The sequence below is a fragment of the Lentzea sp. NPDC058436 genome, from assembly GCF_042721515.1.
Classification (GTDB): domain Bacteria; phylum Actinomycetota; class Actinomycetes; order Mycobacteriales; family Pseudonocardiaceae; genus Lentzea.
The window spans coordinates 765360-789067 of the sequence record NZ_JBHXLF010000003.1 but is presented as its reverse complement, the minus strand read 5'-3'; the positions used below and the strand labels follow the sequence as shown (position 1 = coordinate 789067).

The 23708-nt window shown below is 69.9% G+C and carries 19 protein-coding genes and 1 riboswitch; of the genes, 11 read left to right on the top strand and 8 right to left on the bottom strand.

From position 1 onward, the window contains the following. Positions 1-27: 27 nt before the first annotated feature. Entirely contained in the window at positions 28-408 is a 381-nt protein-coding gene (gene trxA, locus ACFWN2_RS17380; protein ID WP_382428494.1) for a thioredoxin, read from the bottom strand. Between the two features lie 134 nt (positions 409-542). Here trxA and ACFWN2_RS17375 point away from each other — a divergent pair, with 134 nt between their 5' ends. The 4 genes from ACFWN2_RS17375 to ACFWN2_RS17360 are packed head-to-tail and all read left to right on the top strand — an operon-like array spanning position 543 to position 4676. After that, positions 543-1445: an ABC transporter substrate-binding protein gene (locus ACFWN2_RS17375; RefSeq protein WP_382428493.1), complete on the top strand. Its 903-nt coding sequence runs from the start codon at positions 543-545 to the stop codon at positions 1443-1445. 7 nt (positions 1446-1452) lie between these two features. Then, on the top strand, positions 1453-2265 hold the full coding sequence (locus ACFWN2_RS17370; protein ID WP_382428492.1) for an amino acid ABC transporter permease: 813 nt from the start codon (positions 1453-1455) through the stop codon (positions 2263-2265). Continuing rightward, on the top strand, positions 2252-3010 hold the full coding sequence (locus ACFWN2_RS17365) for an amino acid ABC transporter ATP-binding protein (protein WP_382428491.1): 759 nt from the start codon (positions 2252-2254) through the stop codon (positions 3008-3010). The genes ACFWN2_RS17370 and ACFWN2_RS17365 overlap by 14 nt, the downstream gene beginning before the upstream one ends. 1 nt (position 3011) lies before the next feature. Beyond that, positions 3012-4676, top strand: a complete 1665-nt coding sequence (locus ACFWN2_RS17360; RefSeq protein WP_382428490.1) for an aminotransferase class V-fold PLP-dependent enzyme — start codon at positions 3012-3014, stop codon at positions 4674-4676. Here the strand turns inward: ACFWN2_RS17360 and ACFWN2_RS17355 are convergent. Beyond that, positions 4654-4836 (bottom strand): DUF397 domain-containing protein, encoded by a 183-nt coding sequence (locus ACFWN2_RS17355; RefSeq protein ID WP_382428489.1) that lies wholly within the window; start codon positions 4834-4836, stop codon positions 4654-4656. The two genes, ACFWN2_RS17360 and ACFWN2_RS17355, sit on opposite strands and share 23 nt — an antisense overlap. Continuing rightward, positions 4808-5650: a helix-turn-helix domain-containing protein gene (locus ACFWN2_RS17350; RefSeq protein WP_382428488.1), complete on the bottom strand. Its 843-nt coding sequence runs from the start codon at positions 5648-5650 to the stop codon at positions 4808-4810. The genes ACFWN2_RS17355 and ACFWN2_RS17350 overlap by 29 nt, the downstream gene beginning before the upstream one ends. Positions 5651-5867: 217 nt before the next feature. Between ACFWN2_RS17350 and ACFWN2_RS17345 the strand changes: the two genes are divergently transcribed. The 6 genes from ACFWN2_RS17345 to ACFWN2_RS17320 are packed head-to-tail and all read left to right on the top strand — an operon-like array spanning position 5868 to position 13601. Beyond that, positions 5868-8351 carry a chitobiase/beta-hexosaminidase C-terminal domain-containing protein gene (locus ACFWN2_RS17345; protein WP_382428487.1) on the top strand — a complete coding sequence of 828 codons (2484 nt, stop codon included), beginning with the start codon at positions 5868-5870 and terminating at the stop codon, positions 8349-8351. A 41-nt stretch (positions 8352-8392) separates the two neighbouring features. Beyond that, on the top strand, positions 8393-10585 hold the full coding sequence (locus ACFWN2_RS17340; protein ID WP_382428486.1) for a P-loop NTPase fold protein: 2193 nt from the start codon (positions 8393-8395) through the stop codon (positions 10583-10585). 8 nt (positions 10586-10593) lie between these two features. Then, positions 10594-10974 (top strand): TIGR03618 family F420-dependent PPOX class oxidoreductase, encoded by a 381-nt coding sequence (locus ACFWN2_RS17335; RefSeq protein WP_382428485.1) that lies wholly within the window; start codon positions 10594-10596, stop codon positions 10972-10974. Next, the gene (cbiE, locus tag ACFWN2_RS17330) at positions 10955-12100 is read left to right on the top strand and encodes a precorrin-6y C5,15-methyltransferase (decarboxylating) subunit CbiE (protein ID WP_382428484.1); all 1146 of its coding nucleotides are present in this window, start codon (positions 10955-10957) and stop codon (positions 12098-12100) included. Before ACFWN2_RS17335 ends, cbiE begins: the two co-directional genes overlap by 20 nt. Continuing rightward, on the top strand, positions 12097-12837 hold the full coding sequence (cobM, locus tag ACFWN2_RS17325; protein WP_382428742.1) for a precorrin-4 C(11)-methyltransferase: 741 nt from the start codon (positions 12097-12099) through the stop codon (positions 12835-12837). Before cbiE ends, cobM begins: the two co-directional genes overlap by 4 nt. Further along, entirely contained in the window at positions 12834-13601 is a 768-nt protein-coding gene (locus tag ACFWN2_RS17320; RefSeq protein ID WP_382428483.1) for a cobalt-precorrin-6A reductase, read from the top strand. Before cobM ends, ACFWN2_RS17320 begins: the two co-directional genes overlap by 4 nt. Here the strand turns inward: ACFWN2_RS17320 and ACFWN2_RS17315 are convergent. The 3 genes from ACFWN2_RS17315 to ACFWN2_RS17305 are packed head-to-tail and all read right to left on the bottom strand — an operon-like array spanning position 13573 to position 16633. Continuing rightward, positions 13573-15024, bottom strand: a complete 1452-nt coding sequence (locus ACFWN2_RS17315; RefSeq protein WP_382428482.1) for a precorrin-2 C(20)-methyltransferase — start codon at positions 15022-15024, stop codon at positions 13573-13575. The two genes, ACFWN2_RS17320 and ACFWN2_RS17315, sit on opposite strands and share 29 nt — an antisense overlap. Continuing rightward, the gene (locus tag ACFWN2_RS17310; protein WP_382428481.1) at positions 15021-15641 is read right to left on the bottom strand and encodes a precorrin-8X methylmutase; all 621 of its coding nucleotides are present in this window, start codon (positions 15639-15641) and stop codon (positions 15021-15023) included. The genes ACFWN2_RS17315 and ACFWN2_RS17310 overlap by 4 nt, the downstream gene beginning before the upstream one ends. Continuing rightward, positions 15638-16633: a hypothetical protein gene (locus ACFWN2_RS17305; RefSeq protein WP_382428480.1), complete on the bottom strand. Its 996-nt coding sequence runs from the start codon at positions 16631-16633 to the stop codon at positions 15638-15640. The genes ACFWN2_RS17310 and ACFWN2_RS17305 overlap by 4 nt, the downstream gene beginning before the upstream one ends. A gap of 8 nt (positions 16634-16641) precedes the next feature. Further along, positions 16642-16775, top strand: a riboswitch (cobalamin riboswitch). Between the two features lie 35 nt (positions 16776-16810). Here ACFWN2_RS17305 and cobN point away from each other — a divergent pair. Beyond that, the gene (cobN, locus tag ACFWN2_RS17300) at positions 16811-20377 is read left to right on the top strand and encodes a cobaltochelatase subunit CobN (protein ID WP_382428479.1); all 3567 of its coding nucleotides are present in this window, start codon (positions 16811-16813) and stop codon (positions 20375-20377) included. Between the two features lie 10 nt (positions 20378-20387). Here the strand turns inward: cobN and ACFWN2_RS17295 are convergent, their stop codons facing one another. Further along, positions 20388-20903, bottom strand: a complete 516-nt coding sequence (locus ACFWN2_RS17295) for an EF-hand domain-containing protein (RefSeq protein WP_382428478.1) — start codon at positions 20901-20903, stop codon at positions 20388-20390. Positions 20904-20959: 56 nt separating this feature from the next. After that, positions 20960-23512, bottom strand: coding sequence for an AAA family ATPase (locus tag ACFWN2_RS17290; RefSeq protein ID WP_382428477.1), 2553 nt, complete (start codon positions 23510-23512; stop codon positions 20960-20962). Between the last annotated feature and the right edge of the window lie 196 nt (positions 23513-23708).

Below are 23708 nucleotides of genomic sequence, written 5' to 3'. Positions count from 1 at the left end.
CGATTACCCACAGGTGGGTTGAGCCAATCAGCCCTGCTGGGCCTGCGCCTCCGCGACCTTCGCGTGGACCTCTTCCATGTTCACGTCGCGCGCCTGCTGGATGAGGTCGTTCAGCGCCGGGCCGGGCAGCGCGCCCGGCTGGGAGAACAGCACGACGCCCTCGCGGACGATCATCAGCGTCGGGATGGAGCGGATGCCGAACGTGGCCGCGAGCTCCTGCTGCGCCTCCGTGTCGACCTTGCCGAACACGATGTCCTCGTTCTTGTCCGACGCCGCTTCGTACGTGGGCCCGAACGCGCGGCACGGGCCGCACCACTCGGCCCAGAAGTCGACCAGGACGATGCCGGAGCCGTCGGAGCCACCGACCACCTCGTCGAAGTTCTCCTTGGTCAGCTCGACCGTCGCCATGTTGGTCCTCCTCGTTTTCTGGGGGCATCCGGACCAACGAACCGGAGCGCGGTGGAATTCCCCAGGTGGGCCCGGTCACGTCTGTTTTCAACTTTTTGTGGACGTCTTCAACTCGACGTTGTACGGTCCCCGCCATGATGCCGCGCCTGCTCGTGACCTCGCTGCTCGTGTTGGGGCTCGCCGCCTGCGGGTCCACGTCCGACCCCGCCCAGACGTCCACGCCCCCGTCGTCCGACCTGGGTTCGGTCAAGAAGGACGACAAGCTCGCCGCGCTGCTGCCGCCCGAGATCGCCTCGGCCGGCACGCTGAAGGTCGGGTCGAACATCCAGAACCCGCCGAACAACTTCTACGACCAGGACGGCAAGACCCCGATGGGGTCCGAGGTCGACCTGATCAAGGCCATCTCCGCCAAGCTCGGGCTAAAGGCCGAGCACAGCGACATGGCGTTCAGCTCGCTGATCACCAGTCTGGAGACCGGCCGCGTCGACGTGACGATGGCCGCGATGAACGACACCGCCGAGCGCCAGCAGAAGATCGACTTCGTCGACTACTTCACCTCCGGCATCACGATCATGGTGCAGAAGGGGAACCCGCAGGGCGTCAAGTCGGTCGACGACCTGTGCGGCAAGGGCATCGCGGTGAACCTGGGCAGCTCGCAGGAGCAGTTCGGCAAGGAACAGAGCGAGAAGTGCAAGGCGGCGGGCAAGCAGGAGGTGACGCTGAGCGTCACCGACAGCGACACCGGCAACCAGAACCAGCTGCGCACCGGCCGCGTCGCCGCGATCCTCAACGACCTGCCGACCGCCGTCTACGTCGCGAAGACCGCCGGTGACGGCCAGTACTTCGAGGTCGTGCCGCTCGCGCCGATCAACGGTGGCCCGTACGGCATCGGTGTCGCGAAGAAGAACGCCAAGTTGTCCGAGGCGATCAAGGCCGCGCTGCAGTCGTTGATCGACGACGGCACCTACGAGAAGATCGTCACCACCTGGGACATCAAGCAGGGTGCGATCACGAAGGCCGCCATCAATGGCAAGTGACACCCGCATGAACGACGTGCGTGAGGACCTGGTCGTCGTGCCGCTGCGCCACCCCTGGCGGTGGATCAGCGGCGCGGTGATCGTCCTGGTCATCGCGGGGCTGGGCTGGGCGATGTCCGAGGCCCAGATCCAGTGGGAGGACGTGCCGGGGTTCTTCACTCACCCCGTGATGCTCGAAGGCCTGCTCAACACCATCGTGCTGGCCGTCGCCGCGCAGGGCGGCGCGATCGTGCTCGGTGTGGTCGTGGCGCTGATGAGGCTGTCGGCGAACCCCGTCGCGCGGTGGTTCGCGGTCGGCTACATCTGGCTGTTCCGCGGCCTGCCGGTGCTGCTGCAGATCCTGATCTGGTTCAACCTCGCGCTGGTGTTCCAGAACATCAGCATTCCCGGGCTGTTCTCCGTGCCCACCAACGTGGTCATGACGGCGTTCGTCGCGGCGCTGCTCGGCCTGGGGCTCAACGAGAGCGCGTACATGGCGGAGATCGTCCGCGCGGGCCTGAGCAGTGTCGACGAGGGCCAGACCGAGGCGGCCAAGTCGATCGGCATGACGCCGTTGACGACGCTGCGGCGCGTCGTGCTGCCGCAGGCGATGCGGGTGATCATCCCGCCGACGGGCAACAACTTCATCAACATGATCAAGGGCACCTCGATGGCGTCGGTGATCGCCTTCACGGAGCTCATCCACGCCGCGAACAACATCTCGTCGCGGAACCTGGAGATCATGGAAACCCTGTTCGCCGCCGCGGCCTGGTACCTCGTGATGGTGTCCCTCGCGTCGGTCGGGCAGCACTACCTGGAGCGTGCTTATGGCCCTCGTTGAGGCGATCGGTGTCCGGAAGTCGTTCGGCCACACCGAGGTGCTCAAGGGCATCGACCTGGAGGTCGAGCGCGGCGAGGTCGTGTGCCTGCTCGGCCCGTCGGGTGCCGGCAAGTCGACGTTCCTGCGGTGCGTGAACCACCTGGAGACCATCGACGCCGGCCGCATCTGGGTCGACGGCGTGCCGGTCGGGTTCCGCTCGGCCGGCGGCAAGCTCTACGAGCTGCGCGAACGCGAGGCAGCCCACCAGCGCCGCGACGTCGGCATGGTGTTCCAGCGGTTCAACCTGTTCCCGCACCGCACGGCGCTGGAGAACATCATGGAGGGCCCGATCCAGGTGCTCGGCCGCGGTCGCGCGGAGGTGCGCGCGGAGGCGTTGGCGCTGCTGGAACGGGTGGGACTGGCCGAGAAGGCCTCCGCGTACCCGGCGCAGCTTTCGGGTGGTCAGCAGCAACGTGTTGCGATCGCCCGCGCTCTGGCGATGAAGCCCAAGCTGATGCTGTTCGACGAGCCCACGTCCGCGTTGGACCCGGAGCTGGTCGGCGAGGTGCTCGACGTGATGACCTCGCTGGCCCGCGACGGCATGACGATGATCGTGGTCACCCACGAGATCGGCTTCGCCCGCTCGGTCGCCGACCGCGTGGTGTTCCTCGTCGACGGCGCGGTGGTGGAGACCGGCACGCCGACCGACGTGCTGGACAATCCGCAGCAGCCGCGCACGCAACAGTTCCTCGCAAAGGTGCTCTGAGTTGATCGACGCCTCGTACCTCGCCCAGTTCCGCGAACCGGAGGGGTATCTCGACTTCGCCCGCTTCGGCCCGCCGTCGTCGGCGGTGGTCACGGCCACCTCGCGCCTGATGGAACAGGCCTCCCTCGCCGGGCCGTCCACAGTGGACACCCTGATGCGCGAGGAGCAACGGGTGAAGGCCGCCGTCGCGCGCCTCTGCCGTTCGGACACCGACCACGTGGCGCTGGTGCCGAACACGTCGATCGGCCTGTTCCAGGCGGCCTTCGGCCTGTCGGGCACGGTCATGTACTCGGCGGCGGAGTTCCCGTCCAACACCTACCCGTGGGTGCGGGCGGGACTCCCGTCCGTCGTCCTCGACGGCCCGGTGCACCCGGCGGCCGTCGCTGTCGGTCTGACGCCCGAGGTCTCCGCGCTGTCGGTGTCCGCTGTGGACTTCCGCACCGGCTACCGCGCGGACCTCGCCGCGCTGCGCGAAGCGGTGGGCAACCGGCTGCTGATCGTGGACGGCATCCAGGGCTTCGGCGTGGTCGACGAGCCGTGGGAACTCGCCGACGTGCTGGTGGTCGGCGGCCAGAAGTGGTTGCGCGCGGGGTGGAGCACCGGTTTCGTGGTGCTCTCCGACCGCGCCCTGGAACGCCTCTCGCCGGTGCTGTCGGGCTGGACGGGAGCCGTGGACGCGGGCCTGTTCGACGACGCGGTGCACGACGCCGCCCCGGACGCCGCTTCCTGGAACATCACGAACCTGTCCCCGGTGGTCTCCGGCGCCTTCGCGGAGGCCCTGGAACTGGTCGAACTGGCAGGCGTCTCCGCACTGGACGCGGCCGTGGCCGAGATCGTCGCCGAGACGGAGGAGATAGTGCTCGCCGCCGGCGGCAAGATCGTCTCCGCCCGCGACCGCCGAGCCGGCATCCTCGCCTTCACCATGCCCGAGGCCGCCTCGGTCGTCGGCGAGGCACTGAACGCCTTCGGCATCACCGCCACCGTCCGCCCGGAGCACGTCCGCCTCTCGCCCCACGCCACCACCTCGGGCGGCACCCTGGAACGGCTGCGGGCAGCGCTGAAGTCGTTGTCCGGCACGGCTTCCTCCCCGATCCCGGCAGCACTCTCGGCGCTGGTGCCGACCATCGACAGCCTGGCGTCGGCCCTGGGTCCGGACACCGAGGTCGTGGTGCACGACCTGTCCCGCCTGCCGAACTCGATCATCGCCATCGCGGGTTCGCTGACCGGCCGCCAGGTGGGCGGCCCGATGACGGACCTGCTGCTGGGTCTTGTGCGGCGCGGTACCACCACCGACATGCCCGGCTACGAGACCTACGCCCCGGACGGCCGCGCGATCTGGTCGTCGACCACGTTCGTGCGCGACGCGTCGGGCATCGCCGTGGGTTGCCTGTGCGTCAACAAACTCGCCGCGCACGAGGCGTCGGGCCCGGTGGAGTCGTTCCCGCAGGACGTGGACACGCTCCAGCGGGTGCTGGTCGAGAAGGCCATCGCCGACGTCGGCGTGCCGGTCGAGCTGATGAAGAAGGTGCACAAGTCGCAGGTGGTGCGGGTGCTGGACGAGGCGGGCTTCTTCCTCATCCGCGACTCGGTCGACCACCTGGCGGGCGTCCTGGAGGTCACCCGCTACACGATCTACAACTACCTCAACGAGAACCGAGGAACCTGAGCAGGCTGTGCCAGGCGGGGGCCGAGAACGCGAGCACGTCGCCGCTCGCGTTCTTGGAGTCCCGGACGAGGGCGTCGTGGACCAGCGACACTTCAACGCACTCACCATGCTCGGTGCCGTTGCTGTAGCTGCTAGTACGCCAGGTGCGGTCCTGAGTCATCGTGATCCCCTCGCGGTCGGCTGACGTACTCCGCCAGCTTGCTCCGCGATTGTTCCGCATCCAAGGCGACCTGATCCAGGCGATCGAAGAGCAGACGAGTGCGGGCGATCGCACCGGGATCCTGCACGAACACGTTCGTCAGGTCGGACTCGCTGAACGCGATGGGGCGTGCTTTCTCATACTCCCAGAGCACACAACTCGAAGCAGCCAGGGGCGCGTCAGCGGACACGATCCGGATGATGTGAGTGTCGAAGAGCAGCCGGGCGTACTGGTCCTCCATGATCTCGCTGCTTCCGACCTGGAGTTGCAGCGCGTGCTCGTGGATGTAGAACACGCAAGCAGGCCGATCGTGGCGGCGGAGGATCCGCTGGCGCTCGGTTCGGAACTGGACGAGGGCCGGGATGCGAGCTTCCGTCACTTGTCCGGTCATCCGGTACAGCCCGTCGGCGTACTCCGGAGTCTGCACCAGGCCGGGTATCGACTGCGGTGAGTAGCTCGTGATCGCCGTGGAGGTGGACTCGGCCATGATCACGGTGCGCAGTTCGTCCGACACCTGCACGATGTACTCGTCGAAGGCGTACTGGTAGCGGCGCCGGAAGTCGTTGACGAAGTCGATGTCCTTGCCGCACATGGACAAGTACTGGATCAGGTCGACTTCGCTCGCGCGGGCCTTGCCGTGCTCGACCGTCGAGATCTTGCTCGGGTCCCAGCCCAGCTTCACGGCGAGCCTGTTGCCGCTCAAACCGGTGCAGGTCTCGCGGAGGCGCCGGAGCTCGTCACCCAGGTCCCGGCTGTACGCGGTGGATGCAGTCATGCACCGACGCTATGGGTTGTATTCGATCCAAGCTGCTGCTCGTTCGGGTGAAAACAACTCGCGATGCTCCGTTCGGGTTTCACTGGAGTGCCGGAGCTTTCTTGTAACTTGCGTCTTCCAAAGCTGACATCCCGGCTTTACCGTTCCAGGTGTGAGAGCGCTCTCAAAGGTGAGATGGCGGCGAGGACTCGCCGCCGTAGCGATTGCCCTGTCGTCATTGGCGACGGTCCAGGCCGCCCAAGCGGCCGAGGACTACACGCAGAACGTGACCGCGATCGACGCGACTCAGGCCCGGATCAACTTCACGCCGACGACCCCTGCCGTTTACGTCGACGTGCACTACCTGATCTCCGGCCAGTCCCAGCAGAACTTCCGCATGACCAACAACGCCGGGACCTGGCAGAAGACCGTCGGGTCGCTGTCGTCCGGCACGGTCATCGACTACTGGTTCACCTACGAGAAGAGCGGTCCGCAGTACGACACGCCGCACTTCACGTACACCCACCAGGGCGCGGTGCAGCCGGTGGCGACGCCGACGTTCAGCCCGCCGGGCGGCACGTACTCGACCGCGCAGTCGGTCACGATCTCGACGTCCACGAGCGGCGCGACGATCCGGTACACGACCGACGGGTCCACGCCGACGAGCAGCAGTCCTGTGTACAGCGGTGCGATCTCGGTGCCCAGCAACAGGACCATCAACGCGATCGGCATCAAGTCCGGTCAGCCGAACTCGGCGGTGGGCAGCGCGTCGTACGTGATCGGCACGCCGGTCGCGACGCCGACGTTCAGCCCGCCGGGTGGTGCCTACGCGTCCGCGCAGACGGTGACGATCTCGACGTCCACGTCCGGTGCGACCATCCGGTACACAGTGGACGGCTCGACGCCGACCGGCAGCAGTCCTGTCTACAGCGGGCCGATCTCCGTGCCCAGCAACAGGACCATCAGCGCGATCGGCATCAAGTCCGGGCTCGTGAACTCGGCCGTGGCCAGCGCGACCTACACGATCGGGACGCAGCAGGGATGTCTGCAGTCCGACACCCCGAACTTCGGGCCGAACACGCGCATCTTCGACCCCAGCATGTCGGCGACGAGCATCCAGACGCAGCTCGACATCGACTTCAACAACCAGAAGGACACGATCACCGCGCAGATGGCGCCGCGGCGGGTCGCGCATCTGTTCAAGCCCGGTACGTACAGCGGCATCCACGACGACGTCGGCTACTACACGTCGGTCGCGGGCCTGGGCAAGAACCCCGGTGACGTGCTGATCAACGGTGACATCACCGTGGACGCGTTCAACGAGTCCGACAAGGGCGTGGCGCTGCAGAACTTCTGGCGCTCGGCCGAGAACATGGCCGTGAACCCGAGCAGCGGCACCAACCGGTGGGCCGTCGCGCAGGCCGCGCCGTTCCGCCGCATGGACGTCCGCGGCAACCTGGCGCTCTACCCGGCCAGCTACGGGTTCGCGTCCGGCGGTTACACGGCCGACAGCCGCGTGTCCGGGCAGACCGCGTCGGTCTCGCAGCAGCAGTGGTACACGCGGGACTCGAACTACGGCAGCTGGAACGGCGGCGTGTGGAACATGGTGTTCTCCGGAACGCCGGGCGCGCCCGCGACCACGTTCCCGAACCCGCCGTCGACGAACCTCGCGACGACGCCGATCTCGCGCGACGTGCCGTACCTCTACTTCGAGAACGGCAAGTACCGGGTGTTCCTGCCTTCCCTGCGCACCAACGCTTCCGGTGCGTCGTGGATCAACGGTGGCACGCCCGGCACGTCGTTGCCGATGACCGAGTTCTACGTCGTGAAGTCCGGTGACACCGCGGCGACGATCAACGCGGCGCTCGCCAGCGGCTGCAACCTGTTCTTCACGCCCGGCATCTACAACGTCAACCAGACGATCAACATCACGCGGCCCAACACCGTCGTGCTGGGCATCGGCTACGCGACGATCGTGCCGCAGAACGGCGTCACCGCGATGCAGGTCGCGGACGTCGACGGCGTGCGGATCAAGGGCATCCTGTTCGACGCCGGCACCACGCTGTCCCCGTCGCTGCTGACGGTCGGCCCGGCCGGCTCGTCGGCGTCGCACGCGTCCAACCCGACCACGCTGCAGGACGTGTTCTTCCGCGTCGGCGGCGCGATCGCGGGCAAGGCGACCAACAGCCTCGTCGTCAACAGCAACAACACGATCATCGACCACAGCTGGATCTGGCGCGCCGACCACGGCAACGCCGGAACCTGGGGCTGGGACGAGGCGATCGGTGACACGGGCCTGGTGGTGAACGGCAACGACGTGCTGGCGACCGGCCTGTTCGTCGAGCACTACCAGAAGTACCAGGTGATCTGGAACGGCAACGGCGGACGGACGATCTTCTTCCAGAACGAGATGCCGTACGACGTGCCGAACCAGGCGGCCTGGAACGCTCCCAACGGGGTGACGGGGTACGCGGCCTACAAGGTCGCCGACAGCGTCACCACGCACGAGGCGTGGGGGCTCGGCAGCTACTGCTTCTTCAACGTCAACCCGTCGGTGCGGGCCGAGCACGCGTTCGAGGTGCCCAACCGGTCCGGCGTGAGGATGCACAACCTGCTGACCGTGTCGCTCAACTACCAGGGAACGATCACGCACGTGATCAACAACGTGGGCGGGGTGACACCGCCGGGCACCGTGCCGGTGAACGTCATCAGCTACCCGTAGTTCCCCACGCGGGTCCGGATCATCCGCCACAATCAACGGTTGTGGCGGATGATCTTGTTTGGGTCCGGGACGTCGACAGGACGCGGCTGCTGAAGGAGCCGGGCGGCTCGCAGGGCCTCTACCTGCCCAGAGACGTCGACGCCCAACTGGACCGCGCGCTGCGGCGTCCCGGAGTCGTGCTCGTGCGGACCGAACCTGGTGGGGCCGGCGGGCGCAGGGCCGTCTACGAGGCGCTGCTGCGGACGTTGCCGGACAAGCCCATCGTGGTGAACCCCGGCGAGGGCGAGCCCGTGGTCGCGGAGTCGGTGGTCTGGTTCGACTACGGCTCGCTGCCCGCCAGGATCGACCTGAGCACGCCGCGGTGGATCGTCGTGTTCGAGTCGGCGACGACCCGCACGCTTCCCAACTGGGTGGTGGACGCGGTCGTCGTCCCGGTGTCGATCTACCTGAGCGACCAGGAGAAGGACCACGTCCGGCGGCTCTACCCCTCGTTGCCGCCGGTCGACACGGTGCAGGAGTTCCTGCACGAGGTGCGCAAGGCGGGGCCGGTCCGGGTGCACGCCGGTTACCGGGCGGACGACGAGGGCGGCGCCGACCGGCTCGGGATCGAGGCCGACGTCGCGATGCTCGCGGACCTGGTGGCGTCGCGGCTGATCAGTCCGCCGCTGTCGATCGGGCTGTTCGGCAGGTGGGGCAGCGGCAAGAGCTTCTTCCTGCGGCAGCTGGAACAGCGGGTGGACGACCTCTCCCACAGGCACCCCGTGTACTGCTCGTCGGTGCGGCAGATCAGGTTCAACGCCTGGCACTACGTCGAGGCCGACCTCTGGGCGTCGCTCGCCACCCACATCTTCGACACCCTCGCCAACGGGCCCGCGCACGACCTGGAGCGCATCGCCGACGAGTTCGCCGGCCAGCGCGAGGAGAAGACGTCGCTGGTCGACCGGCTCTCGGTCGTCCGGCTCGAACGGATGGCGGTCGCCGCCCGGCAGCAGAAGACCCTGGGGTCGGCGCGGCGCAGGCTCTCCCGGCAGCTCAGCGACGGCGACCTGTCGTTCGTCGCGCCCGGCGTGACCGTGCCGGAGTTCGTGTGGGGCGAGGTCAGGCGGGATCGCGCCGTGGTCGTCTCGCTGCTGCTGGGGGCACTGGTCGTCGCCGGGTTGTTCGTGGTGACGGCGAAGTGGCCGCTGGCGCTCGCCGCGTCGGTGGCCGCCGCGACGCCGTTGCTCGTGCGGGCCTCGAAGGCCGTGACGTGGTTCCGGCAGCTCAAGGACCGGCAGGACCCGCTCGACGACCGGCTCGCCGCGCTCGACGAGGAGATCGAGGGGCTGGAGCGGTCGATCGCGGAGCTCGCGCCCGACGTGGCCGAGTACGCGCGGACCCGCGACGGCGAGTACCGGCAGCACCTCGGCGTGGTCTCGCTGGTGCGCAAGGACCTGGAGACGTTCGCGGCGATCCTCGCGAACAGCACCGCCGGGCCCGAACGGATCGTGCTCTACGTCGACGACCTCGACCGGTGCCCGCCGCACGTCGTGATCAAGGTGCTGGAGGCGGTGCACCTGCTGCTCGCGCAGCCCGTGTTCGTGGTGGTCGTGGCCGTCGACCCGCGGTGGCTGCTCAGGGCGCTGGAACAGCACTACCCCGAGATGCTCGACGATCCCGTCGACTACCTGGAGAAGATCTTCCAGGTGTCCTTCGCGCTGCGGCCGATGCAGGGGCAGGGGTTCCGGCGGCTGGTGGCGGACCTGGCCGGTGAGGAGTTCGGCGAGGCGAGTTATCTCACGCCGCTCGACGACGACGTCCAGAACCTGCCTCGCGTGGCGGCCCCGGAGGTGACGGGGGAGCCGGTCGGTCCGCCCGACCAGGCGCCGCGCGGCATGCGGATCACCGGGCCGGAGCTGCTGTACCTGGAGAGCCTCGCGCCGCTGGTGCGCACGCCGCGTGCCGCCAAACGTCTGGTGAACCTGTATCGGCTGGTCAGGGCGCGGTCGGCGGTGTTGGAGTCCGACGGGTTCCTGAGCACCGACTACCGGGTCGTGCTGGTGCTGCTGGCGGTGCTCGTCGGCCGGTCCGGGCAGTGCGACGCGCTGTTCGACGCCATCGAGTCGGGACGGGACTGGCGGCAGGAGAGGGACCGGCTGGTCGGTGATCTCGCCGTGCCGGACGACCTGGCCGCGTACCGGAAGTGGCTGCCGCTGGTGCGGCGATTTTCGTTCACGACCGCCGCGTGTGCATGATTTGGGGCATGTCGATCGACCGGGGTGCCGAGTTCGCCGAGTTCTGGACCGAACGGCACCTGTGCACGTTGTCCACCGTCCGTCCCGACGGGACTCCGCACGTGGTGCCCGTCGGCGTCACGCTCGACCTGGAGACCGGCGTCGCGCGGGTCATCACGTCCGGCACGACCTGGAAGGTCAAGCACGCCCTCAAGGCCGGGTACGCGGCGGTGTGCCAGGTGGACGGACGGCGTTGGTCCACGTTGGAGGGTCCCGTCGTCGTGCGTGACGACGTGGAATCCGTGCGCGAGGCCGAGCGGCGCTATGCCCTGCGGTACAAGCAGCCCAGGGCCAACCCGCAGCGGGTCGTGATCGAGATCCAGGTGAAGCGTGTCACCGGCACCGTCTGACGTCGTGGTCGTCGGCATCGGCGCCGACGGCTGGGACGGGCTTTCCCCTGCGGCCCAACAGGCTGTTTCCACCTCGCGTGTGCTGATGGGTTCGCAGCGGCAGCTCGACCTGGTGCCGGGGGAGTTCGAACGGGTCGCGTGGCCGTCGCCGCTGGTGCCGGCTCTGCCCGCGTTGTTCGAGAAGTACCGCGACGTGTGCGTCCTGGCGTCGGGTGACCCGATGTTCCACGGCATCGGGACCACTTTGGTGCGGTTGCTGGGCGAACGGGTGCGTGTCGTCCCGCACCCGTCCTCTGTGTCACTGGCCTGCGCGCGGCTCGGGTGGGCGTTGAACGAGGTCGAGGTCGTGTCGCTCGTGGCACGATCGGCCGACCTGCTACGCCCCGTGTTGACGCCGGGACGGCGCGTGCTCGTGCTGGGCGGTGACCCGGAGACCGTTGCGGGCATTGCCGGACCGATCGTCGTGCTCGAACAGCTAGGTGGTCCCGCCGAGCGGGTTTACCCTTGGTCCGGGCAGGACGCGGACCCGCTGTGCGTGATCGCGATCGAGTACCGCGGGAGCGCTCTCTCACGGGTTCCCGGACTGCCCGACGACGTGTACGAATCCGATGGCCAGCTGACGAAGCGAGAGGTGCGGGCTATTTCGCTGTCGAGATTGGCGCCGCTGCCCGGGCAGCTGCTGTGGGACGTCGGCGCGGGATCGGGTTCCATCGCCATCGAGTGGGCGCGCACGCACCCGACGTGCCGCGCGATCGCCGTCGAGCAGTCGGCCGAACGCGCAGAGCGAATCGCCGGTAACGCTGCGTCTCTGGGGGTGCCCGGTGTGGAGGTCCACATCGGACGGGCGCCGGACGCGTTGCAGGGGCTGGAGAAGCCCGACGCGATCTTCATCGGCGGGGGCGTGACCGTGCCCGGCGTGCTGCAGTCCTGCTGGGACGCTCTGGCGTCCGGTGGTCGTTTGGTCGTCAACGCCGTGACGCTGGAGTCCGAGGCCGTGGTGGCGCAGTGGTATGCGCGGCTCGGCGGCGACCTGGTGCGGATCGCGGTGAACCGCGGCTCGTCGGTCGGCAAGTTCACCGGCTGGCGTCCGCACATGCCGGTGACGACGTGGAGCGTGACGAAGTGACCGTGCACTTCATCGGGGCCGGGCCGGGAGCGGCCGACCTGATCACGGTGCGGGGGCGGTCGCTGATCGAGTCGTCCCCGGTCTGCCTCTACGCCGGCGCGCTGGTGCCGGTGGAACTGCTGGACTTCTGCCCGCCGGGCGCGCGCAAGGTCGACACTGCGTCGCTGACGCTGGACGAGATCGTCGCCGAACTCGTCGCGGCCTCGGAGCAGGGGCTGGACGTGGCCCGGCTGCACTCCGGGGACCCGTCGGTGTTCAGCGCGATGGCCGAGCAGATGCGCCGGTTGGACGCGTTGGAGATCGCCTACGACGTGACGCCGGGGGTGCCGGCGTTCGCGGCGGCCGCGGCGTCGTTGCAGCGCGAGCTGACGGTGCCCGGTGTCGGGCAGACGGTGATCCTCACGCGGACCTCGCAGCGGGCCACGCCGATGCCGGAGGGTGAGGACCTGGACACGCTGGGTCGCAGCAACGCGACCCTCGTGCTGCACCTCGCCGTGCAACGGATCTCGGACGTCGTGGCGGAGCTCGTGCCGAACTACGGGCTCGACTGCCCGGTCGCGGTCGTCGCCTACGCCTCCCGCGAGGACGAGGTCGTGTTGCGGGGGACCCTGGACGACATCGCCGCGCAGGTCGAGGCCGCCGGGATCAGGCGGACCGCGGTGATCATCGTGGGGCGGGTGCTCGGGGCGACGCAGTTCCCGGACAGCCACCTGTACTCGGCCACGCGCGTTCGATGATCCTCATCCTCGGCGGGACGGGGGAGGCGCGGGAGCTGGCTCGGCGGGTGGTGCCGGAGGTGGGAGCGCACGCGGCCGGCACCCCGGACCTGACCACTCCCGCCGTGTTCCGCGGTCCGGTCGTCTCCTCCCTGGCGGGCAGGGTCAGCAGTCCCGCCCTTCCTCCCGGCGAAGTCCGCATCGGCGGCTTCGGCGGAGTCGCCGGGCTCGTGCAGTGGTTGCGCGACAACGATGTCCACGCCGTGGTCGACGCGACCCATCCGTTCGCGCGGCGAATCACCGCGAACGCCTTCGAGGCCTGCTCGCAGGCCGGTGTGCCGTTGCTGATCCTGCGGCGGCCGGGCTTCACGCCGCAGTCCGGCTGGCGGTGGGTCGACAGCGTGGCCGAGGCCGCACGCGAGCTGCCGGGGGAGCGGGTCTTCCTCACGACCGGGCGGCAGGACCTCGGCGAGTTCGCCGGGTGCCCGCAGTGGTTCCTGGCGCGGATGGTCGAGCCGCCGGAACCGCCTCTGCCGCAACGGATCGAGGTGCTGCTCTCGCGCGGACCGTTCACTGTGGACGGTGAGCTGGAGCTGATGCGGTCGCGGGAGATCGACGTGCTCGTCACCAAGGACAGCGGTGGTGCGATGACGTCGGCCAAGCTGGAGGCCGCGCGTCAGCTCGGGGTGCCGGTCGTGGTCGTGCGTCGGCCACCACTCCCACCTGCGGAAACGGTGGCCGACGTGGACGGCGCGCTCAGCTGGTTGGGTACCGCCGGGGCGTGAAGACGACGCCCTGGGGCGTCACGACCGTCTGCGACGAGCCGATGATCAGCAGGCAGCGCATGTCGATCGTGGCCGGGTCGAGTTCGCCGAGCGTGAGCACGCGGATCTCTTCCTCCGGGCCGCCGACGTCGCGTCCGACGACGATCGGCGTCTCCGGTGCGCGGTGCTGGAGCAGCAGGTCGCGCATGTCCGCCACCTGGTGCGTGCGGGCCTTCGACGCCGGGTTGTAGATCGCGATCACCAGGTCGGCCTTCGCGGTGGCGGTCAGGCGTTCGGCGATGACGTCCCACGGCTTGAGCCTGTCGCTCAACGAGATCACCGCGTAGTCGTGCCCGAGCGGTGCGCCCGCCTTGGCCGCCACGGCGTTCGCGGCCGTGACGCCGGGGATGACGCGCACCGGCACGTCCGCCGTCTCCGCCGCGACCTCCAGCACCGCCGTGGCCATGGCGAAGACGCCGGGGTCACCTGACGAGACGACGGCGACGCGGGCGCCCTTGCGGGCGAGGTCGAGGGCGAAGGCGGCGCGTTCCGACTCGACCTGGTTGTGCGAGGAGTGCCGGTTCTGGCCAGGGCGCTGGGGAACGCGGTTCAGGTAGGTGCTGTAGCCGACCAGTTCGTCGGCGGCCTCCAGCTCCTGGCGGGCCTGCGGGGTGAGCCAGGAGCGGTCGCCGGGACCGAGTCCGACGACCACGACCTCGCCCTTCGGCTTGGCGGGCTTGGACTGGCTCGGCAGCAGGGCCAGCGAGAAGTACGGGACGGTCTCGGGGTCGACGTCCGCCAGCGGCGACATCTTCTGCCTGCCGGTGGTGGCGCGTTCGACGTACCAGGCGCCGTCGAGTCGTCCGGACGCTTCGAGCGCCTCGCGGACGTTGCCGAAAGTGCGGCCCAGCTTGAGGATCGCGGCACTGTCGGTGTCGGCGAGACGGCTCGCGAGCTCGGCGGGCGGCAACGTGCCGGGCAGGATCGTGAGCACCTCGTCGCGTTCGACGAGCGGGGTGCCGAGGACCGCGCTCGCACCGCTCACCGACGTCACGCCGGGCACGACCTCCCACTCGTAGTGGTCTTTGAGGCGCTTGTGCATGTGCATGTAGGAGCCGTAGAAGAACGGGTCCCCGGCGGCGAGCACGACGACGTTCCGACCCGCGTCGAGGTGCGCGGCGAGCTTGCCGGCTGCCTCCTCGTAGAAGGTGTCGATCTCGCCCTGGTAGTCGTCGGTGTCCTCGGTGGTGACCGGGTAGACGAGCTGTTCCATGATCTGGCCGTCGCGGAAGTACGGCGCCGCGATGGTCTTCGCCACCGACCTGCCGTGCCGCGCGCTGTGGAACGCGACCACGTCGGCCTCGGTGATGAGTCGCGCGGCCTTGACCGTCACGAGTTCCGGGTCGCCGGGACCCAGGCCGACGCCGTAGAGCTTGCCCGTCATTCTTCCTCGCTCGCGATCGCGTTGATGGCCGCCGCCGTCATGGCACTGCCGCCGCGCCGGCCGCGCACCACGAGGTGCTCCAGATCCGTTGCGGCCAAAGCTTCCTTGGACTCCGCGGCCCCGATGAACCCGACGGGGATGCCGAGGATCGCGGCGGGACGCGGGGCCCCTTGGGCGATCAGGTCGAGGAGGTGGAACAACGCGGTGGGGGCGTTGCCGATCGCGATCACCGCGCCGTCGAACCGGTCCGCGAGCAGCTCCAGCGCCGCGGCGCTGCGCGTGTTGCCGATGCTCTTGGCCAGGTCCGGTGTGCGCGGATCTTGGAGGAGGCAAAGGACTTCGTTGTCCGCGGGCAGCCGCCGGCGGGTCACGCCGGACGCGACCATGTTGGCGTCGCACAGGATCGGCGCGCCGTCGCGTAGTGCCGCGCGGGCGTTCTGGACGACGTTCGGCGAGAACGCGACGTCCTGGGGGAGGTCGGTCATGCCGCACGCGTGGATCATGCGGACGACGACCTTCGCGACGTCGTCGGGGAACCGGGTGAGGTCCGACTCCGCGCGGATGGTGGCGAAGGACTGGCGGTAGATCTCCGCCCCGTCCCTGATGTACTGCGTCAACGGATCTCCTCGTAGCCGTCGCCGGTCGCGACGAACTCGATCACTTCGCCTGCGGGACGACCGCAGCGGCGGGCACAACCGGACCAGTGGACGGGCCGCCTGTGCGGGGTCCCGAGCCAGGCACGGGCGTCGGCGCGGACGTCGGACAGCGACTTCGCGCAGCCGGGGCGGCCGGTGCAGGCGCTGACGCCGTGCCAGGGGGAGGCCGGGTCGGTGATGAGGCCGGACGTGTCGGTGCCGGCGGGGACGACCAGGCCGCGCCACGGGGTCAGGCGCAGGCCGACGCCGGGGAGCTGACGCGCGTCGAGGCGACCGAGTGGGACCCCTGGGGTCAACGGTGAAGGTGCGACAGGTGTCACAGCCGGGGTGACGCGCGGGGCGTCGGTGGCGCCGAAGTGAGCGGTGATCTTTCGCACACCGTCGTCCACTTCGGACAGGCGCCAGGCCGGGCCGCGCAGCCGCTGGAAGAGGCGGGCGGCGGTGAGGACGGCGTCGACGGGGTCGGTCACGCGGACGCCGGTGTCGGCGCCGGCGAGGAGGAGGGAGAACGTGCCGTCCGGTGCGCTGACCAGGCCGAAGTCGCCGCCCAGCCCGCTCACCGAGGCGCCGATCGTGAGCAGGAAACGCCCTGGCAGCTCCGCCAGCGCCGGGTCCGCGCACAGTGCCGCGTCGATCTCGTCGACCAGCGCCTGGTTGTCCTCCAGCGGCGCCGCGATGATGTTGCGCATCCGCTCGTGCGTGGCCGACGGCAGCAGGCCCGCCGCGGCCAGTCGCGCGCCCAGCTCCACGCCGTCCGCCAGGCCCCTGATCTGGAGGTTCGCCCGCGAGGTCAGCTCCACCGAGCCGTTCCCGAGCTCCAACGCCGCCAGCCGCACGACGTCCCACTGAGCAGCGGGAAGAGTCCCACCCGGCACCCGGATGCGCGCCAGCCCGCCGTCGGCCGCCTGGTGCAGCTCGACGGCGCCGGGGCAGGCATCCGGGTGACTACGCATAGGTCGGACTGTAACCCGCCGGTTAGGGTGAGCCCGAACGACGAAGCGCAGGAGGAAGCCGGTGTGAATCCGGCGCGGTCCCGCCACTGTGACCAGCGAACCGCTGGGAGTCAGGAACTCTGCTTCGCCAGTCACCCGCAACCTGGGGCGAGGACCCCACGAGGGATGGAGCCCTGCGTGATCCTGCTGCTGTCGACCTCCGACACCGACCTGCTGTCGGCGCGTGCGAGCGGTGCCGAGTACCGGCTCGGCAACCCGGCGCGCACCACCGTCGAGGACCTTCCCGGGCTCGTCGACGGTGTCGACCTCGTCGTCGTGCGCATCCTCGGCGGCCGCCGGATGTGGGAGGAGGGGCTCGACTGGCTGCTCGCCTGCGGCCTGCCCGTGGTGGTGCTCGGCGGCGAGATGCAGCCCGACGCGGCGCTCATGGAGCTGTCGACGGTGGCAGGCGGCGTGTGCGCGGAGGCGCACCTCTACCTCGCGCACGGCGGCCCGGCGAACCTCACCGAGCTGCACAAGTTCCTCTCCGACACCGTGCTGCTGACCGGTCACGGCTTCGAGGCGCCCGCGGCCACCCCGAGCTGGGGCGTGCTGGAGCGCGAGACCACGCCGGAGAACGGTCCGACGGTCGCGGTCCTCTACTACCGCGCGCACCACGTCGCCGGGAACACGGCGTTCGTCCACGCGCTGTGCGACGCGATCGAGGCCAAGGGCGGTAAGGCACTGCCGGTCTTCTGCTCCTCGTTGCGCACCGCCGAGCCCGAGCTGCTCGACACGTTGCGCCAGGCCGACGCGCTCGTCGTGACCGTGCTCGCGGCGGGGGGCACGAACCCCGCCAAGGCGTCCGCCGGTGGTGACAACGACGCGTGGGACGTCGGTGCGCTCGCGGCTCTCGACGTGCCGATCCTGCAGGGGTTGTGCCTCACGTCGAGCCGCGAGACGTGGGACGAGAACGACGACGGACTGTCTCCTTTGGACACCGCGACCCAGGTCGCGATCCCCGAGTTCGACGGCCGGATCATCACGGTCCCGTTCTCCTTCAAGGAGATCGACGAGGACGGCCTCACGATCTACGTCGCCGACCCGGAACGGGCGCTGCGCGTCGCGGGCATCGCCGTGCGGCACGGCCGGTTGCGCCACATCCCGGTCGCCGAGCGCAAGGTCGTCGTGATGCTGTCGGCGTACCCGACCAAGCACTCGCGCATCGGCAACGCGGTCGGGCTCGACACGCCCGCGTCGACCGTCCGGCTGCTGAAGGCCATGCGGGAGCACGGGTACGACATCGGTGACGAACTGCCGGGCGTCGACGAGCTCGACGGCGACAAGCTGATCCACGCGTTGATCGCCGCCGGTGGCCAGGACGCCGACTGGCTCACGCAGGAGCAGTTCGAGAGCAACCCGATCCGCATCGCCGCGGCCGACTACCGCGAGTTCCACGAGACGCTGCCCGAGGACTTCCGCGAGTCGATGCGGGAGCACTGGGGTGAGGCGCCCGGCTCGTTGTTCGTGGACTTCTCGAAGTCGAAGGACGGCGAGATCGTGCTGGCCGCGCTGCGGTCCGGCAACGTCGCGGTGATCGTGCAGCCGCCGCGCGGGTTCGGCGAGAACCCCATCGCGATCTACCACGACCCGGACCTGCCGCCGTCGCACCACTACCTCGCGGCGTACCGGTGGATCGAGTCGAACTTCGGCGCGGACGCGGTCGTGCACGTCGGCAAGCACGGCAACCTGGAGTGGTTGCCCGGCAAGACGGTCGGCATGTCGGCGTCCTGCGGCACGGACGCGGCGCTCGGCGACCTGCCGCTGATCTACCCGTTCCTCGTCAACGACCCCGGTGAGGGCACGCAGGCCAAGCGGCGTGCGCACGCCACGCTGGTCGACCACCTCGTGCCGCCGATGGCCCGCGCCGACAGCTACGGCGACATCGCGCGCCTGGAGCAGCTGCTCGACGAGTACGGGAACATCTCCGCGATGGACCCGGCCAAGGTGCCGGCCATCCGCGCGCAGATCTGGACGCTGATCAAGGCCGCGAAGCTCGACCACGACCTGGGCCTGGACGACCGGCCGCACGACGCGGAGTTCGACGAGTTCATCCTGCACGTCGACGGCTGGCTGTGCGAGGTCAAGGACGTCCAGATCCGCGACGGCCTGCACGTCCTCGGCGAGGCGCCGACCGGGTCGGTGCGGGTCAACCTCGTGCTCGCGATGCTGCAGGCGCGGCAGATGTGGGGCGGTCAGGTCGCCGCGCTGCCCGGTCTGCGCGAGGCGCTCGGGCTGGTCGGCACCGCCCGTGAAGACGTCGACGCGATCGAGGAAGAGGCCCGCGCGCTCGTCCAGGCCATGGAGGACGCGGGCTGGGACCGTTCCGCCGCGGCGGGTCTGCACTCCTCCGAGGACGTGCGGAAGATCCTGGAGTTCGCGGCCGTCGAGGTCGTGCCCCGGCTCGCGCGCACCACGGACGAGATGACGAACGTCCTGCACGCGCTGGACGGTGGCTACGTTCCGGCCGGTCCGTCGGGTTCTCCGTTGCGCGGCCTGGTGAACGTGCTGCCGACCGGCCGCAACTTCTACTCGGTCGACCCGAAGGCGATCCCGTCACGGCTCGCGTGGGAGACCGGCCAGGCGATGGCCGACTCGCTGCTCGCCCGCTACCGCGACGAGAACGACGGCGAGTGGCCGCCGTCGGTCGGCCTGTCGGTCTGGGGCACGTCCGCGATGCGCACCGCAGGCGACGACATCGCCGAGGTGTTCTCGCTGCTCGGCGTCCGGCCGGTGTGGGACGACCAGTCGCGCCGCGTCACCGGCCTCGAAGTGGTTCCGCTGGAGGAGCTCGACCGGCCGCGCATCGACGTCACGGTCCGCATCTCCGGCTTCTTCCGCGACGCCTTCCCGCACGTCGTGTCCATGTTGGACGATGCCGTGCAGCTGGTGGCCGCGCTGGACGAGCCCGCGGAGCAGAACTTCGTGCGCGCGCACATGTTGCGCGACCTCGAAGAGCACGGCGACCAGCGCCGGGCCACGTTGCGCGTCTTCGGTTCCAAGCCGGGCGCGTACGGCGCGGGCGTCCTGCCGCTGATCGACAGCCGCAACTGGCGCGACTCGTCCGACATCGCCGAGGTCTACGCGGTGTGGGGCGGCTACGCCTACGGCCGCGGTGTCGACGGCGTGGAGGCGCGCGCGGACATGGAGTCGGCGTACCGGCGGATCGCGGTGGCGGCCAAGAACATCGACACCCGCGAGCACGACATCGCCGACTCGGACGACTACTTCCAGTACCACGGCGGCATGGTCACGATGGTGAAGGCGTTGACGGGCAAGGCGCCCGCCGCGTACGTCGGTGACAGCACGCGCCCGGAGGCCGTCCGCACGCGCACACTGACCGAGGAGACCTCGCGGATCTTCCGCGCCCGCGTGGTGAACCCGCGCTGGATCGGGGCGATGCGCAACCACGGCTACAAGGGCGCGTTCGAACTGCAGGCGACGGTCGAGTACCTGTTCGGCTACGACGCCACGACCGGTGTCGTCGCGGACTGGATGTACGAGAAGCTGACCGAGAGCTACGTGCTCGACCCGGAGACGCGCAAGTTCCTGCAGACGTCGAACCCGTGGGCGTTGCACGGCATCGCGGAGCGGCTGCTGGAGGCGGCCGAGCGCAAGATGTGGGAGCACCCGGAGGAGTCCACTCTGGACGCTCTGCGGGCCGCGTACCTGGAGACCGAGGGCGACCTGGAGGACGGAGCCTGACCGACCCCGTTCAGGCTGCGTGGACCGGGCCGAACACGTAGGAGCCGGCGGCGTCGGGGTCGTCGCCGGCCCAGAACTCGGCCCACAGCGTGGTGAACTCGTTGCGCGACAACCGTCCGTCGCCGTCGAGGTCGAGCTTCGCGAACACGGTCCCGCTGTCGTCGCCGGTCCAGGCGGTGATCATCGTCCGGTACTCGTCCTCGGAGACGTAGTCGTCGCGGTTCGCGTCCACGGCGCTGAACATCGCGTCCGCCGTGCCGAGCACCGGCTCGATGTTGTCCGGCAACACGTCCACGACGTTGAGCACGTCCTGCACCGTCACGTAGTCCGCGCCTCCCGCGACCGACTGCAGGGTCGTCCACCAGCCCAGCATCACGGTCGACAGCAGCTCCTCGTCGCTGCCGCGCAGCTCGGCCCAGCGCTGCGCGAGCAACCGGAAGTCGTTCGCGGTCAGAAAACCGTCGCCGTCGGCGTCCATCGCGCCGAACACCAGGTCCACCTTGCTGCGCTGAAATTCGCTCGCCATGGGCAGGACGATAGGCCGAACGCCGCAACGAGAACTATCGGCCGAACGGGTCCGAACTAGTCCACAAAGAGTGCATCTGCGAGCTGCAAACGGCCGCCCACGCCTAGCTTGCGGTAGATGCCGGACAGCGCGCCCTCGACGTCGTCGGCGGGCATGAGCAGCGTGGACGCGATCTCGTCGTCCGAACGGCCGCGTGCCGCCAGTTCCGCCACCTGGTGCTCCACCGGGGTGAGCGCGGTCGGGCCGGTCTGCCGCATCCGCCGAGGTCCGGCGCTCGTCGCCACCAGTTCGGAGTAGGCCCGCGCCGCCATCGCCGAGGAGCCGCACTTCTGCGCCAGGTCCACCGCGTCCCGCAGGCACGCTCGGGCGAAGGCCTTGTCGTCCTGACGCCGCGCCACCACACCGAGGTCGACCAACGCGCGCGCCAGTTCCAGGCGGGCGGGGGAGTCGCGCAGCACCCGCACGGCCTCCTCCAGCAACGTCCGACCCGCCGCGCCGGCCGTCACCCTGCCCTCCGCGCGCAACGCCATGCCCAACGCGCGCGGCGCGCCCCAGACGCGGGCCAGGGCGACCTCCTCCTGGGCGATCGCGCGGGCCCGCTCGCCGTCGCCCAGTGCCGCGTACGCCACGGCCGCGCCGGAACGCCACGCCAGGGGTGCCGGGTTGCGGTACGGCCACGCGGCGCTGTGCCGTCCGGCGGCCAGAAACGCTTCCAGGGCCTCGTGATCGTCGCCTCGCGCGGTCAGCAGCCGTCCGCGCACGGTCAGGATGCCGCCGAACGACCAGGTGCGGCGAGCCTCGTCCGTCGTGGCCTCGGTGATCACCACGTCGGCCTCGTCGAGGCGGCCCTCCTCCAGCAGGATGTCGGCGAGCAGCGTCGCGTGCCACGTGGAGACCGCGTGCCAGCGGCGGTCCTGGCGCAGGTGGTCGGCGGCCACGGCCAGGTCGGCGTGCGCGGAGGTGAGATCTCCCTTGCGGCGCTGGACGTTCGCGCGCATCACGTTCGTCAGCGCCCGCAACGCCGGGGCCTGCGCGCGGTCCACGTCGTCCAGCACGGCGAGCGCCTCGTCGAGGGAGTCGGCCAGGTTGAGGATCATCGCGGACGTCAGCGACGACAGGACGTCCGCGGTGGAGACGCGCGATACGGCTTCCGTGGCGCTGATGTCCCCGACCATCACGCGGTGCAGCACCCCGGCGGGCGAGTCGAGCGACACCGACGACGGCACGGCCTCCTGCCACGCGAGTCCGTGCACTGCCAGATGTGCCTGCGCCCAGGGGGAATCGCCCAGCACCGAACGGATCTCGGCGGGGGTGCCGTCGGCGTGCAGGGCGTACGACAGCGCGACGGCAGACTCGACGTCGTCCACATCGGACTGAAGCGCCTCGCGCAACCGCGCCGTCGCGCCGGGCAGGTTGCCGACCAGTTCGGCGATCCCCAGCAGCCGCAACGCCCGCGCCGGGTTCGCCACCGGTTCGCGCAACGCCCGCCACAGCAACCGTGCGGCACCGGACGTGTCGCCACGGGTCACCGCCTCCTGCGCGGCCCGGTCGAGCACCTCGCCCGCCCACGGTTCAAGACCGGGCGAGGTCTCCAGCAGGTGATCGGCGACGGCGCGGTCCGCGGCGCCGTGCGAGCGCAACGACCTGGCCACCCGCATGTGCAACGCGGCCCGCGCCGGAGCGGACATGTCGTCGAGCACCGCGGGTCCGGCCACGCCGAGCAGTGCGACGGTCCGGACGGCCTCTGCCAATTCTGCCGGGCTCAGCCGGGTCAGTTCGGCCAGCACACCCGGATGCGGTGACGGTCCCAGCGCTGCCAGGCAGTGCGCCGTGGTCACGACGGAGGCGGGACGGCGGCGCAGCCGGGCGGCCATGATCTCGCCAGCCACCTCCGCGCCGCGCTCGGTCACCCGCCACACGGCGTCGGCCGCCGGCGTCACGCCGTCCTCCACCAGGGCCTGGACCAGGCGCGTCACGGCCAACGGGTTGCCACCGGTCGCCTCGAAGCAGGCCCGGGAGAACTCCGGCGCGGCCTCACCCAGCGCCGACGAGACGAGACGGTCCGTCTCGTTCAGCGTCAGGACGTCTAGCGTCACCCGCCGGCACGCCACCACGATCTCGCCGTACGAAGGGTCGTCGCAGCGTTCGCCCAGGCCCACGGCCAGCACCACGGCGATCGGCTGGCGGCCCACCCGCAACGTCAGATAAGCCAGCCAGCGCAGGGAAGCGGAGTCGGCCCAGTGCGCGTCGTCCACGACGACGAGCAGGTCACCGCGCGCGGCCAGCCCGGCCGCGAGCCGGTAGACGCCGTGCAGCACGGGGAAGTCGGCGGTCGTGGCGGTGAGCTGCAACGCTCCCATCGCCTCCGCGGGCACGAGATCGGGGTCGATCAGGTCGAAGAGCTGGGCCACGACCCCGAACGGCAGCGCGCCTTCCAACGCGCTGCCGCGTGCTCGCACGACCTGTCCGCCGTTGGCCTCCCAGCGGGCGGTGACGTCGTCGAGTGCCGCAGTCTTGCCCGTGCCGGGGGCGCCCTCCACGACCGTGGTCGTGCCCGGCACCACCTGGTCGCCGATTCCGGCGCACCACGCTTTCAGCCGGTTTTCCAAGATCTCTCCACAATCCGCCGCTGAAAGATCAGCGGAATTGATGCTAGGAGAAACAGGTCCACTTGCCCAGGTAAAGCTTCCTGCGCTATGGGCGTCTCAACAGGAGGGGCTGCACGTATGATCCCGCGGGCAACTACTCGAATGGGTAGCGGCCGCCCGGCGGTGGCCTCACGCGTCATCCGAACGGCCTGGGGGA

Excerpts from the sequence above, each read along its gene's own strand:
- trxA (WP_382428494.1), bottom strand. The coding sequence starts at position 408 with ATGGCGACGGTCGAGCTGACCAAGGAGAACTTCGACGAGGTGGTCGGT.
- ACFWN2_RS17375 (WP_382428493.1), top strand. The coding sequence starts at position 543 with ATGATGCCGCGCCTGCTCGTGACCTCGCTGCTCGTGTTGGGGCTCGCC.
- ACFWN2_RS17370 (WP_382428492.1), top strand. The coding sequence starts at position 1,453 with ATGAACGACGTGCGTGAGGACCTGGTCGTCGTGCCGCTGCGCCACCCC.
- ACFWN2_RS17365 (WP_382428491.1), top strand. The coding sequence starts at position 2,252 with ATGGCCCTCGTTGAGGCGATCGGTGTCCGGAAGTCGTTCGGCCACACC.
- ACFWN2_RS17355 (WP_382428489.1), bottom strand. The coding sequence starts at position 4,836 with ATGACTCAGGACCGCACCTGGCGTACTAGCAGCTACAGCAACGGCACC.
- ACFWN2_RS17350 (WP_382428488.1), bottom strand. The coding sequence starts at position 5,650 with ATGACTGCATCCACCGCGTACAGCCGGGACCTGGGTGACGAGCTCCGG.
- ACFWN2_RS17335 (WP_382428485.1), top strand. The coding sequence starts at position 10,594 with ATGTCGATCGACCGGGGTGCCGAGTTCGCCGAGTTCTGGACCGAACGG.
- ACFWN2_RS17320 (WP_382428483.1), top strand. The coding sequence starts at position 12,834 with ATGATCCTCATCCTCGGCGGGACGGGGGAGGCGCGGGAGCTGGCTCGG.
- ACFWN2_RS17315 (WP_382428482.1), bottom strand. The coding sequence starts at position 15,024 with ATGACGGGCAAGCTCTACGGCGTCGGCCTGGGTCCCGGCGACCCGGAA.
- ACFWN2_RS17305 (WP_382428480.1), bottom strand. The coding sequence starts at position 16,633 with ATGCGTAGTCACCCGGATGCCTGCCCCGGCGCCGTCGAGCTGCACCAG.
- ACFWN2_RS17295 (WP_382428478.1), bottom strand. The coding sequence starts at position 20,903 with ATGGCGAGCGAATTTCAGCGCAGCAAGGTGGACCTGGTGTTCGGCGCG.